Origin of the sequence: Ruegeria atlantica (assembly GCF_013032505.1) — a bacterium.
In the GTDB taxonomy this organism is placed as follows: Bacteria; Pseudomonadota; Alphaproteobacteria; order Rhodobacterales; family Rhodobacteraceae; genus Ruegeria; species Ruegeria atlantica_F.
Genome location: NZ_WQCG01000002.1, coordinates 546,365 through 560,239, shown reverse-complemented (window position 1 = coordinate 560,239; position 13,875 = coordinate 546,365). Strand labels below are relative to the sequence as shown.

The 13,875-nt window shown below is 51.8% G+C and carries 10 protein-coding genes; 1 reads left to right on the top strand and 9 read right to left on the bottom strand.

The features are described from left to right. Positions 1-42: 42 nt before the first annotated feature. From GOW92_RS09615 to GOW92_RS09595, 5 genes are all read right to left on the bottom strand, one after another. Complete coding sequence (locus tag GOW92_RS09615) at positions 43-1,287, bottom strand: hypothetical protein (RefSeq protein WP_170560226.1); 1,245 nt, start codon at positions 1,285-1,287, stop codon at positions 43-45. Then, the gene (locus GOW92_RS09610) at positions 1,284-3,305 is read right to left on the bottom strand and encodes a hypothetical protein (protein WP_170560224.1); all 2,022 of its coding nucleotides are present in this window, start codon (positions 3,303-3,305) and stop codon (positions 1,284-1,286) included. Before GOW92_RS09610 ends, GOW92_RS09615 begins: the two co-directional genes overlap by 4 nt. A gap of 1,158 nt (positions 3,306-4,463) precedes the next feature. Further along, on the bottom strand, positions 4,464-4,886 hold the full coding sequence (locus GOW92_RS09605; protein ID WP_174822473.1) for a GFA family protein: 423 nt from the start codon (positions 4,884-4,886) through the stop codon (positions 4,464-4,466). 347 nt (positions 4,887-5,233) lie between these two features. Beyond that, positions 5,234-5,608 (bottom strand): DUF4345 family protein, encoded by a 375-nt coding sequence (locus GOW92_RS09600; RefSeq protein ID WP_170560222.1) that lies wholly within the window; start codon positions 5,606-5,608, stop codon positions 5,234-5,236. Between the two features lie 17 nt (positions 5,609-5,625). After that, positions 5,626-6,549 (bottom strand): SDR family NAD(P)-dependent oxidoreductase, encoded by a 924-nt coding sequence (locus GOW92_RS09595; protein ID WP_170560219.1) that lies wholly within the window; start codon positions 6,547-6,549, stop codon positions 5,626-5,628. Between the two features lie 111 nt (positions 6,550-6,660). On the opposite strand from GOW92_RS09595, the gene GOW92_RS09590 reads away from it, so the two are divergent. After that, positions 6,661-7,581 carry a LysR family transcriptional regulator gene (locus tag GOW92_RS09590; protein WP_170560217.1) on the top strand — a complete coding sequence of 307 codons (921 nt, stop codon included), beginning with the start codon at positions 6,661-6,663 and terminating at the stop codon, positions 7,579-7,581. 570 nt (positions 7,582-8,151) lie between these two features. Here the strand turns inward: GOW92_RS09590 and sstT are convergent. The 4 genes from sstT to gntH form a co-directional block, all read right to left on the bottom strand. Beyond that, on the bottom strand, positions 8,152-9,381 hold the full coding sequence (gene sstT / locus GOW92_RS09585) for a serine/threonine transporter SstT (protein ID WP_217356539.1): 1,230 nt from the start codon (positions 9,379-9,381) through the stop codon (positions 8,152-8,154). Between the two features lie 524 nt (positions 9,382-9,905). After that, entirely contained in the window at positions 9,906-11,015 is a 1,110-nt protein-coding gene (locus GOW92_RS09580) for an HlyD family secretion protein (protein WP_170560213.1), read from the bottom strand. A 385-nt stretch (positions 11,016-11,400) separates the two neighbouring features. Next, positions 11,401-12,381 carry a CobW family GTP-binding protein gene (locus tag GOW92_RS09575; protein ID WP_170560211.1) on the bottom strand — a complete coding sequence of 327 codons (981 nt, stop codon included), beginning with the start codon at positions 12,379-12,381 and terminating at the stop codon, positions 11,401-11,403. 14 nt (positions 12,382-12,395) lie between these two features. Next, entirely contained in the window at positions 12,396-13,862 is a 1,467-nt protein-coding gene (gntH, locus tag GOW92_RS09570; RefSeq protein ID WP_217356538.1) for a guanitoxin biosynthesis MBL fold metallo-hydrolase GntH, read from the bottom strand. Positions 13,863-13,875: the final 13 nt, after the last annotated feature.

The window sequence follows — 13,875 nt, the reverse complement described above, 5'->3', positions numbered from 1 at the left end:
TTAGTCCTAAACAGCCTATTAGATGGCGAGAAATTTGCCGTTCTATTCCTCGGGATTCACGTCGCCGGTTGGTATGCTGTTAATTCTGAACAGTGTTTCAAGGTATTGAGATTGCCGTCTTTCCCCGAAGCGCCCGTTGAACATCTGGGCAATCGTGCCGTCGGTGAACATGGAATACAGCGCCAGCGTGAAATCCTCGGGGAAGCCGCTGTTTTCGTTCGAAAGAACCAAGGCATAGGGTTCATAGGTCCCCCGGGAAGATCGCGTTTCATCTGCGGGGCAGTCATTGTCCGTGTTGTCACGATAGGCGTCGATCGCCGCCCGAACCAGATCGACATCTCCGAAATATCTGTAAATCTCGCCGTTGCAGAAGGCCTCGGTGGCCAAGGTATGAGACTTAAAAGCCTTTGTGCATATACCGACGGACGAAGGCGCTAGTTCGGCGGCTTTGACAACTGATGGTCCGATGGTCGACCCGTCGAGGTATCCCCAAATTTCGAACTCAGGCTCTACTGGGTCCGGCTCCGGCCAAATTTGCGGAGGCCAAACTTTGCGCTTCATATCTTCTGTAGAGTCTGGCAACGCCAGGTCTGTTGTCATGGCACTCAAGATAGCATCGCAGGCAGTTTTCCAGTTTATACTTGGTTTTTTGCCAAACAACGACTTATCGGGTCGGCGAAGCCATTCCAAGCCAGTGGGGTTTTTGCGCTTGTCACAAAAGACAGGGTCCAACTCCGGAAACTGAACGCATCGACGTTCCAGTTCTTTCGCAAGCTTTTCCCGATAAACCCTTCTGGGATACCCCAGCTGAAAATACGACCCGTTTGCCAGATAAAGGATGGGGGAAAAAACAAACCGGTGCAGGCCTTCATCTGTTTGGTCGACATCTATTTCCGTGAAAGTCTGCATCCGTTTCAGGTTTACAGTGGTTGGGTCGCATAACAGATCCACTGTCCCAATTTCGGCGGTGCAAGAATCGTAATTCTCGTCCTCATTTGTGCAATAACTGCCTTTGGACAAAAGGTCCGATCGTTGCCCGGCCGAGATTGGCACGGTGTCGAACGGACGATCAGAACGCACGAGCGCCTCGACACAAATATCCCAGAAAAACCCACGGTATTTTTGGCTCTTTTTGTCTCTCCAGATAAAGGGCGGCACATCGGTGCGCGCGCCCATGATGACGTTTCGATCCTCGTTTACAACGGTCTCAGGCTGGGTATCTTGTCCAGCTGCAAGCGCGGGCATGCAGATCAGGCTCAGCAGGGCGACCTGGGCAATGGCTTTCATTTCTCAGCCCCCACAACGTCAGAAGACATGCCGTCTGCGGTCTCCTTCGGGGCACGATAGAACGCGCGTCGGGTAAGAACCTCGGACAGGCAGAACATCACCAAAGCCGCCAGAATAACGGTATAAAGTGTCGCCCAGATCATCAGTCCGGCGTCAATATGGTCGAAGGGTCGCGGATAATCCTGAGAAGCTGCAAGAAACGACAGATAGCGCATGACAGGGGTTATGATCAGCATCATTAACACACCTATCGCGACCCAGATCAGACTGTCCTTAAACGACAACTCACGCCAGGTTTTGTCATTCGATTTCAGCCGGTCGCTAGAGGGATGCCCCTTGCGCTGTCTTTGCTCGCACCGCCCGGCATCCGTCCACAATCGCTGCCTTGCATCCAAAAGCACGATCACAAGAACCGCCAGACATGCCGCCCGGAAGGAAATCGGGCCCATGTATTCAAACCGCCAGCGGATCGAGGTCATGAATTCTTCGAATGTCATGCGCCAGGCTTCTGCTTCGGTGGTTCGGGTTTCCGTTAGCCATATCTGCACCGCGATGTTCAATGCTGTAGAAACCAAGAAGGCAATCAAAAACAGGCTCAAAGCCTGCGGTAGCCATCGCGTCCAGTGGTTGGGATAACGCATGTTTTCCCACTTTCTCTGGCCGTCCTCAGCGACCGAAGTCATGCGGACCCAACGAATTGTGATCGCAACGATTGTAGCGATGCAGTAGGTGTTGAATGCGTTGACCGAATACAGCCTTATCCTCAGATAGGTGTCGCTGTTGAGCAAGCCCCAAGTCAGGTTGAATTCCGCCCGCCCCGGCCACAGCACGGCCCAAGCGATCGTCCAGATCAGTACGATTGCCAGCGTCCAGAACAGCGCCAGGTTGTTGCCGCGACGCTGCATCAGTGGTTCGGTCTTGTTTTTGTAAAGGACGTCTACGAATTGCCGCAACCTTGCCCGCGCGCGGCGCTGGCTTTCGGTTGGAGCAGGGCGCTGATCATAGGGTTGAATAACATCCTGTTCGTCGTAAAGGGCAATCAACACGCAGAAGTCGCTGGCCAACTCATCAGCGGCGGTGGCCATCGCATCCCAGTCTTCATAAGTAAGATCGGGGTTGTTCGCAGCACTGAACAATTCGTTCTTGCGGCGGCGCAGTTCATTTTCGATTTCCTCGAAACGGTTTTTATCACCAGCCCCCGTGATCCGCAGCTTTTCATCCAGAAACCAGGCCGACGCCACAAGGATGACTTCGACATTCAGAATGAAGTCATCCAAATTGCCTAAAAAGGGCTTGGCCTTGACGTGCAGATCCATGACCCGTTTGCGCTCGGGTTCCGAAATCAGATATTCGCTGGAAAAGTCCTTCTCGCCATCCGTGAAGAAGCGTAGAACCTTGGCGTTCGACCGCAATGCGTCTGAGGTATCGATGACCCAGGTTGGAATTCCTGCAACGCGGTGCGCAAACATGCGCAGCCACTCATCCACGCGAACCAGCGACTTAATGGATGGCGCCAGCCCAACCATTATCAGGGCCAGCCCCATGGACACTTCGGGCGCTATATTGATGCCTGAATTGGTGTCTGCAGGCTCGGAACTCACAGCGGGTTTAAGGCTTTCTATCCAGAATTCGACCGCTGATGTTCCCATCGGCGCAAAACCTGTCGTCGGTTCGGATGAAGCGTCTGACAAAGGGGCGGTGCTTGTCGACGCCTCGGTCGGCAACGTGCTGGCTCCAATCTCAGGCAACAGGCTTTGACCGCCAATAAGTGGCAACAGAACCTCGGCATAGGCGCACAGGATCAGATAGAGGATGATTAGCGAAAGCGTGTAGATGAAATAGGCGTATGTAACCTGCCGACGCGCGCGCAATTTATCCGGCGTCAGGAACAAGACCAGCCGATCCAGACGCTTGCCGGTTTCATAGGAAATCCGGTTAAAACGTTCATGGGAGAACGCGATAATTATGCCGACGCCAAAAATCAGCGCGACAATGTCGTGCATACCGCCCGTAGACATGATGTCACATCACTATCTTATCGGCACGTTTCGCGCGAAGGATCACACCCCACCTGAGAATGCAGCGAAGAAGGGGAGGCTGCAAACATCGAAGCGAACAAAACGATTAATACCAAAGTTGATTTCACAGCAGAAACTCCGTCAAATCGGAAAATTAAATGTCGCGCATTTTAATGAATAATACTGATTCTTTCAACTTTTGACCGTGTGCCGGGAATTGAAACCGTTGTGCGGTCAGTTTGTTTAACCTCGATCGAGTTTTTTTGTAATGTTTTCCAATGGCTAATAACCATGTTTTTTTGAGGCAATTCTTAGTCCCAATGGAAAACTAGTGAAATGTTTGGACCGGCTACGGTCATTGGATGTAAGCTTTCAACGGCTGCAAATCTCGCGACCCGGTCATTACGCTTATCCAAATGCTGCGCTTTCAAAAAAGACCAGCTACTTAGATTTTTGCATTTTTGAAACTCCAGAATCTGTGGTCTCTAACCGACCAAAAGAGGCAGTCCTTCATTTTGTTGGCGAGCAGAGAACGACCGCAATTGGTCCTAACCTGACCTCCACCATTTTTTGAAACTTCGCTTGGGCAACATGTCGCGACGCGCGAGATTCGGACGTTCAGCGTTAGACTGTCAATGACTGGTGGGTGGACGAAGTTGTCATTCGGTCCACCGCGAAACATGCGAGCATTCCAGATAGTTTGCTAGTAGCTGCGGTGGATACCCGATGACATCCGCGGGATTCTCACGTGGGTGCCACCTACCAATCTCAAGATCGTCCAACCTAATTGAATGACATCAATTTCTTTAACTTCGCCCGCATTCAACAATTAGATGGCTTGGGATTTAGAAACTGTTGGCGGAGGTGGGTTGCTGTAAGCTATGAACAACACCATTACAGCGACAAAAAGAACTTTCGTCATTATGATTTGTCCGTTGCAAGCGCACCGTTGTTTGTCAATTCTGGCTCAACCAGCGATTATTCGAGGTAGATTTCGATTTTAGCTAGGAGCCCACTGCTGCCATTGATTTATCTTTAGTCTTTCGCTCGTGAAGCAGATTGCCAAGCGCGTAAACCGGACATTGGGCGTACTGACGACTAAAGGAGCGCGTGCGCAATTAAGCTGCCGCTTGGAAAATCGCGCCGCTTCCCCATCTACTAGTACCCGTCTGGGTCGTTAGGGGTGTGCAGCAATGTGCTTTCAAACGCGTCGAGATCATCAGTCATTTGCAGCCAAGGCAACTTGCTTTGCTTGTTGACGTGAAAAGTTGGTTTGAAATCTTCCGGATTTTCGAGCGACGCAGCGTAGAGGTGCATACCGCCCGGATAGTGATCGGCTTCAAATCCAATGGGTGACCCGCAGGTCCCGCAAAAGTGCCTGAAAACGCCTTTGGAACTTTCATAGGTGCGAGGTTTATCAGCGGTCCACTCAAAGGTCTCTATTGGCACACCGAACCACGCAACTACCGGCGCGGCACAATTCCGGCGGCAATCATCGCAGTGGCAATAGCATGCCCATGTTTGATCACCCCGGTAGATCCAGCTTGTCTTCTTACACAGACAATACCCACGTGTCGCCATTCGATTTTCCTCCAAACTTCTGGAAACATAGGATGCAGGCGAATTTTGAGATGGATATTTTGGGACGTTTCATCAGCAGAAAACGTCGCAACTCAGCTTCGGTTTGGCTTTCTCTACGATGCGCCCTGAGTCGCCGAAGAGCCCTAAGCCGTCGTCTATCTAGCTTCTTTCCTGTGCATTTGCGGTGCGTCGCGAGCCTCGCAAACCGGATATTCAGAACTAGATTGCGTAGGGCCGATGTGCGGTCAAAGTGGATATTACCAGAATTTTGACTCGTGGCTTTGTCGCTTGCTTTATCGGACAGCGGCTACTCCAACTTCGCCGCCGTCCGATTGAAGAAAACCCGGTTACGCGGAAAGCTGGGAGTACGCGGTGACCAATATTGCGATGATCACTAGTTCAGCGACCAAAGGTGGCACAACTGCTTTATCAAACCCGTCCGCCAAAAATCCGACAATACGCCCGGCAGCTACAACCGTCATCAAGATCGCAACAGCCACATAGCCCATTGTCTGCCCGGTGGTCAGAGCGATCACTAGCAAAGCCACTGAGGCCAGAAACAGCCCGCCAATCACCGAACGGATTGTGCTTAGCCCGGCTGTGCCAACCGGTTCGATGGCAAAATTAGCAACCATGCGCCGAGGTGCAAACATCGACATGATGCCGAGACCAGACAGCATGAGGGTTGCGAGGATAACTAGGATGTTCAGTGTGGTTTCCATTTCACTACTCCTTTGATCTAGGCGAATTGGCGCAATGCCTGGTTTGCGTTGTCCTGAGTGGTGATGTCCGACACAGTCCCATCGATGCTCGCCTGATCCACGACCGGCCCGGTGGGATAACCGGTTTGGCTGGCATAGAAATGGCCGGTTTTGAACTCCGGGTTCAGTAACCCGTCCAGATACCGTTTCGCCCCGGTCTCAACGCTGTGCATCATCCCGAACAAAGGCATCAGAACGCCACCTAGATATTTGAAGACAATGCGTTTCATAAGCGGCAGGTCATCAAAGCCAGCCGTTCCGGCTGTGCCGCCCGGGCTCATGGTAACAAAGCGAACATGAGGGTGCTGGCGCGCCATCGCTCCCATCCAAAGGGTCGCGGTGAGCTTGGCATAGCCGTAGGTCTGCATCGGATCACCGTCGGGGCCAAATTTGCTGCCATCGGCGATTGATTTGAACTCGTCCACCGTCCCATCAGACAGGCCTGGGCGATTCATACCCATTTTGGGAATACCACGAGCCGCCTCGGACCCGGCATAGAGAATTGTAGACGTCACTAACTGGCGTTCTAACAATGCGTCGACCAGCACCACGTGGCCCAGAACATTCGTTGCGAAGATATTGGTCACGCCATCACTGGTGAGGCTGTTTGGTTGCCTCCCACCCGTGCCGCCTGCATTCAGGATTACCGCGTCGATCGGGGTGGAAAGTTTGGCTACGGCGGTGCGAACCGAAGCCGGGTCGGTCACGTCCATCAGCACTACTTCAAAGATCTTGCGTCCGGTCTCACGTTCCAGCGCTGACTTTGCGGCTTCCGCTTTAATTGGGTTACGGCAAGCCAGATAGACTTTGGATATACCGTTCTGAAGCGCAAGCTGCCGGGCTGCCTCGCGACCCAGTCCGGCATTTGCGCCGGTGATCAATACAGATTGTATTTGGTTCATCGGTTGTGGTCCTTGGGTTTGCGTTTGATTAGCCAAAGGTACTCCGACCGAAATTTGATCTGTAGATAGGTATTTCTGGACACCCTGCTTCAAAAATGAAACACAAGATGCATGTCGATCAAGGAAAGCCACTCTCTCAACTGGGATGACCTGAAGTATTTTCTTGCTGTTGCACGAACTGGGACATTGCGGGGTGGTGCCGATAGCATTCAGGTGAACCATACGACCCTGACCCGGAGGCTATCGGTTATGGAGGAACGCGTCGGAAGCCGCCTCTTTGATCGCTCAAAGCAAGGTTTGGCGCTGACCCAGCTTGGAGAAGACCTTATGCCTCACGCCGAACGTGTTGAGGCGGAAATGACAACTGCGTCTCGAATGATTGTCGGTCGTGATGCTCAACCTTCGGGCACAGTTTACATCACACTGCCCCATGGTCTGGCGATGACATCGTTGATGGAAGATTTTGCCACCTTCGCTGATCTCTACCCAGACATCATCCTGAACATGAATTTCACAAATGACGTTCGTGATTTGACACGACGGGAAGCGGACGTATCGCTCCGAGTTGCAAGTGAGGTGACGGACGATGTCGTGGGCCGGAAGCTCGTGCAGATGTCGCAGGCTGCCTATTGCACACGAGACTATGCTGAGCGGGTCACTGATAACGGTGGCGAGGGGCTGCACCTAATTGGTTGGCATGAGCCAGAAGAGGCGACCACAGCGGACTGGGTTAAGAACAGCTACTACCCCAAAGCAACGCTTAAACATCGTGTATCTGAACTTGTCCCACTGATCACGCTGACCGCGTCCGGGCTTGGCATGGCTTACCTTGCGTGCAATCTGGGAGACCGGCACCCGAACCTGATCCGAGCTCCGTTCCAGAAACCCATGCCCTACAGAAGCATCTGGTTACTGCTACACCGTGACTTGAAAAACACGGCCAGGGTCAGACTATTTGTGGATTTCTTGGCCGCGAGCGTCCAATCAAGGCGGAACGAATTCTGGGTCGCCGGAACAGAACTGCCTCAATAGAAGACATTCGCTGCAATTCGGTTCAGTCGCTGCTGGTTGTGCAAAATTGGCCGAAGTTAGGAACACATCCTAAACAACTCAATTTAGGTTCTTCTGACAAGACGTAGTAATCTAAGGTGGTACCCCACAAAGCTAAAACGATAGTTTTCGCAACTGTGAATTCGTAACGCGGTTCCATTTGGAAGGCCCACTATCACGTAGAACCCTATTCCCGATCCGGCGCGCAGTTTCAGCTTGTCTCCGTCTTCAACGCCAAAAACCTCGTATTGCGCGAGAGATGCTGCCGTCGCGGATTGCGTTACGACAATAGCGCCTAGGAAAAATGTCACTAAGTTTATGAAGATAACACAGCGCAAAACGTTTACTTGGCTGTTTCCGCAACTGCAATCTTAGCCACTCTGATCATCAGGCGTAACTTCCTGACCAAAGTATGCGTGCGTCTAAACCGACTATTTAACAGAAGTCTCTAAAGTAAGCCGAGATTAGGGTTGGGCTCGATACCTGTCTTGCGGACCAATCTGTCGTTCAACCGCCGACTAGTGCCAGCGGTTGAAGATTTGTACGCAGTGCCTAAGCGGTAAGCTGTGCGGCGGCCGACTTTCGTGGGTAGGGATCTCCTTGTTTATATGATCCCGCCGCGGTGAACAGAACATCGGTAGATGAGTTCAAACCGGTCTCGGCAGAGTCTTGCAACACGCCGATAATGAAGCCGATGCTCACCACTTGCATGGCCGTTGCATTGTCGATGCCAAACAAGCTGGCGGCCATTGGGATCAGCAACAGTGATCCTCCTGCTACGCCCGAAGCCCCGGTGGCAGCAATCGAGGCAATGATGCTCAGGAACACTGCCGAGACGAAATCAACCTGAATACCCATTGTATGGACGGCTGCCAGCGTCATGACAGTGATGGTTATCGCAGCGCCGGCCATGTTGATCGTAGCACCGATTGGAATTGTGACCGAGTAAGTCTCTTCATCCAAATCCATACGTCGGCAAAGTTCCATGTTCACAGGAATATTGGCCGCGGAACTGCGCATGAAGAAAGCGGTAATACCCGACTCTTTAAGGCATGTGAAAACCAGCGGATATGGGTTCTTGCGGATGCGCAGGAACACGATCAGCGGGTTCACAACCAGCGCCATGAAAATCATGCAGCCAAGCAGCAACGCCAGAAGTTGGCCATAGCTTGCAAGTGTTTCAAAGCCGGTCTCAGCAATCGTCGAAGCCACGATGCCGAAGATGCCAATAGGCGCCACCCGGATAATTGCTGCAACGATCTTGGTAATCGCGCCGTCCAGATCCGACATCAGGGTCTTGGTTGAGTCACTTGCGTGACGGAAAACAAGTCCCAGACCTACGGCCCAAGCTAGAATGCCGATGTAGTTGGCGGTTGCCAGAGCATTCACTGGATTATCCACGATTTTCAGCAAGATATTCTTGACCACCTCGGCAAGACCGTCGGGTGCATCCAAAAGCTCGGGTGTGCCGGTCAGATGCAAAGTTACCGGAAACATGTAGCTTGCTGCAACCGCAACCAGTGCAGCTGCGAAGGTTCCCATTATGTACAAAAGCACCACGGGGCCCATACGCGCCTCGCTGCCCTTTTTGTGGTTGGTGATCGCGGCGCAAACCAGGATCAGCACCAGAACGGGTGCAACGGCTTTTAAGGCGTCGATGAAGAAATCGCCAAGCAGGCCAACGGCTGACCCAGCAGCGGGCCAAACGATGGATAGCAGAACACCGGCGACCAGGCCGATGGTGATTTGGGTAACCAGGCTACCACGCAGAATAAAATTCATGGGGACCATCCTGTTTGAGTAGGGGCCATACGAGCGAAGTTCACGCCCGCGGAGGCACGGTTGAAGTTTGAAGGCTGGTGGCTATTTGGAGGTCTTAGCGCAAAATTAAACGCCTCTGAGCGGCCGAGGTCTTTGTTACGCTTTTCTGAAGTAGTTGTTTTTGCGATCAAAAGTGAATGATTTGCTGATGCATTACAAAGGCTTACCTAGCGTCAAGTTGCTCACATAATTCAATCAAATATAAATGTTTATTAATGAGTTTCCGAAATTGCTTGTACTCCAAATCGGCTTCTAACTTGCGCTTACGGTCAAATGGTGAGCCTGTAACTGGATTGGCAATGATGGTGTGATTAAGTCTCTTTTGGAACCGCGCAAACCCTTCGTTGACTGCCATAAGTCTTAGCAAAGAAAGCGCGCCGAAAACGTCCGCTTTGGGCTCGGAGCGGTCATTAACCGCGCTTGGTGTAAGCGACCGCAATGCGGACGAATGCCGCCATTCGTTGCAGAATGGCGACCATTACCAGTCAAAGATAATTCATCTGTTTAGTCACCCAGAATAGAATTTCGGCAAGAACCCCGATTGCGCCTGCTTTTTCAGTCATTACCAATGCTGTTCCAGATGTACCAAAAGGTAGAACTTCAAAATCGGAACCGTCAGTTAACTCGATCAACACCGGGAAACTAGAAATACCGGCTAGCTCTCGTATTGAAGGAAGGCCTGAACGCAGATCCAGTGTGCCCTCGGCAGATCCGACCGGCATAGCAACAATGATGCCGGAGAGCTCCGCGCCAGGCTGCGTACGCAACGCCAACCTGATTTCGTCTCCGATATTCACATTTTGACGACTAGATTGCGGGAGGGAGGCCACAATGGCGAAATCCAATGGGTCAATAAAGGTTATCGCACCTTGGAAAGTGGTGGCGCGGTTTCCAGGCCTTAGTGTGACAGCAGAAACGACGCCATTTCCTGGTGAGTGAACCTCAGTCTCTTCAAGGCTCCATTTGGCTTGTTCCAACGCCATTTCAGCTTCGACAATTGCGGCGTCTCGACCATCAATAGTAGCAGAAATTCGACGCTCTAGTCCCTTCTTGCGCGCTTCAGCTGCTCGGATATTGGCGGTCAGTTGATCAATCGTTGCGACAGCTTCTTGAAGTTGAAAAGTTGTCGATGCGCCTCGTTCTTCTAATTGAATGATATCATCACGCCTCTGCTGCCCGAAGAGAAGCTGGGCATTCAAAGACTCGATTTCTGCCTCGGCTGCGGCGAGGTCAGTCACTAATTGGTCTGCCGAAGACTTAGCCGTTTCTAGAGAAGCCTCAAGGCGTGATACTTCAGAGGCAAATACATCAGGGTCAATTTTGAAGAGTAAATCGCCTTCGCTAACCGATTGATTGGCCTCAACAGCTACCTCGACAACTGTTCCCGATACGTTAGGTGCAATATTTGTCTCAATCCCTTGAACCGAGACTGGACCAGTGGGTGTCGTGTGATTGAGAGCTCCTATTACGACAAGAGCAATCACTGCTGCGCCAGCGTAGATAACCGTTTTCCAGAACCCGTTCCACGGGAGCCATTTAAGTTTAGAAAACACCAACCAAATCAAGCCGAAGTAAAGACTTAAGACGATGAGCATCAGTTAACCTCCGAAACAACGCCAGTTCGCTATCGCATTTACAAACGCCAAAGAACTCGAATTATAAGGCATAGACGTCTCGAAACATATTATTTCCGTTCAAGCGGCCTTCTGTGAAGCCGCCTCGTACAAGTAATTCTGAAAGTCCATTTCCAGCTCAGCCCACTTATTCCAGGAAACAGTTTTAGTGACCGCGATGCAAACAAGGTGGGCGTTTATTTTCGGTGCGATTTGTAATTTCGCCGCCTCGTGAAGCTAAGCCCATCCAATAGGTTCGGTGCCATAAGTTGGGGAACGGTCCACTCACATACCGTCCCCCGCCGAACTGGATGAAATTGTCCAGCACGGTTGACTTATAGCAAAGATACTTGATCGAATCTGGCTCTCAGACCGTCTCCATAAGCGAATCCGAAAGCACATCCTCGGAGAGCGCCCCCGGTGCACCTATTGCGACAAGCCTTGTTTCGGGTTTGCGGTCACCCCAAGCGCCATCACGTGCGATGTCCATACGTTTTCCAACGACCTGAACGAGAATGCGATGATCTGGATCCTCCTCACTAAAAACAAAACCCTTGAGGCGATACACATCGCCCGGAAGCTTTCGAATTGCGCTCCGGAGAGAAGATAAGCTGATCGGGCGTTCAGCTTTCATCATGGTTGTTGAGAAGCTGTCTGAGTGGTCAGAGGCGTGGCAACCACAATCCGGTCCATGTTCGTGATGATCGGGTATTTCTGTTTCGAGCTGTTCGGCGGCAAAGCGACCGACTGAAAGAAGTATATCCAGTGGGACGTCCGCATTGACAGCTTCGACCAAACGATAGCGACGGAAACGAGACCCGAGCCAATCGTGCACCCTTTGAACAGCAGCCCTGTCGACAAGATCGACCTTGTTCAAAATAACCATATCTGAAAACGCGATTTGACGGAGCTTCAGTTCCATTTGTTCTGGCGCAGCAAATAGCTGATCCGCATCGACCAGACACATAAGGCTGTCCAAGCGGATCATGTCCCGAAACTTCTGATCGGTAAATGTCATCGCAATTGACGACGGATCCGACACTCCACTTGCTTCAAGGACGATGTATTCCGGTTTCTCGGGCCGAGCGAGAACGGCTTCCACCGTTTCGATCAAGTCATCTCGTATCGAGCAGCAAACGCACCCATTCGCGAGGCTCATAACGTCATCTTCGAGGCCGACCACCAAGTCTGCATCGACGTTTATGGATCCAAAGTCATTTACAAGAACCGCAACCCGCAACCCGTGATTGCCTGTTAGGATCCGGTTCAAAAGTGTGGTCTTACCAGCTCCAAGAAAGCCGGTAAGGATCGTTACGGGGATCGCAGAAGTCGAACCAAATTCAATCATTGTTCGATCTCCTCTCAGTCTTCATCACGTGAGCCGATTACATCCGAAACTTTGATGGTAAAGTCCTGCGGCCAGTCCCCGCCGGGTGCTCGGAAAACGTCAGTTGGGTAGTATTCGCGTGGATCGATCTCCATATCTCGATACTTCTGGTCTTGCTGATCTGCTCGAGTGAGCCTCGGATTCGGCAATGTGATTTCATCCGGAAGCTCAATACGCCCGGCCTCTGCTGCCGCAGCCAGTTCGCGGAATGGTGGGACAGTGCCGGATTTTCCGGGCAGTGCAGCTTTCCTGTACCAGATTGCATCCTTGGTCACGTTAACAACGGCTACATCGAGACCCCATTGGAAAAGACCGTCGTAGTGGGCGCGAATACCAGCCAGCATTTCTGCATCGATGTCTTCGTCCTGGGTATAGTGTGTCACCATTCCCAAACGCGGCCTTGTATCAGCAAAGAGCTTACCCACGGCATAGTGGGAGGTGTGATGCGTATCGATAGTGTAGTTAAAGAGATCCTGTGGGATACCGTATTTGTAGGTCATCAACTGACCAATATCCTGTCCCGACATTTCGGTTACAAAGACATCAACGCCTTCGCCGTATTTCCGTGAAAGCTCGTCTGGTCGACCATCGCCTGTCCATACAAAGCTCAGTCCATTCCAATCCAGCCGATAGCCAACCGCACCGTCCTTGGCATGGCTTCGAGGCCAAGACCGAACAGTCACGCCATCTTCGTCATAAACGATGCCGCCTTCCTGACGGAAATCAAACTCGTTGACTTCGATCTCGTAGCCGTCCCCAATCGGGAAAACATCAAAGGCCTCCAGGTGCCATTTGAGCATCTGTTGCATGCCTTTGACCATTCCAGCTGTCCCAAGTTCGGGTGTCCGACCAGAGGGACCATGGATGCGTAGTGGCGTGTAACCACCCGACCAAGCACGGAACGGATAAATATAAGGAATGTCGGCGTAGTGGTCGACATGCAAATGAGAGATGAAGATGTCGTTGATCAGTTGCCCTGGCACTTGCATAGCAATGATGTTGCGGACACAACCAGATCCAAAATCGAAGAAGAACCGTTTTCCATTTCCCAACTCCACCATGATGCAAGTACCCGCCTGATCTTCGCGCGGCGGATATGGTGTTGAGCCACAGAATGAGATTCGCATCTCGTCTGGCCCCAATTCCTCACTCAGTGGAAAATAGTTCGCGTTTGAACCAGTCATGTATTTCGTAGGACGGAAGTACTCCGGCAAAGATATGCCGCCTGCGGGTCGACCACCATATGGGTTCTTGAGTGTTTCTCCTAGTGGGCCGTCTCCTTCGTGGGCCTCGGCACTTCCTGCTGCAAACCCAGCCGCTCCTGTTGCAGCCGCTCCGGTGGCCAAGCCCTTAAGAACACTCCGCCGCGACGGGTCTTCAATTTGATCTGACGCCTGAACCTGTTTGTCTTCCTGGTCTTTTCTATTGTCTTCCTTGGTCATGGATTGGTCCTCA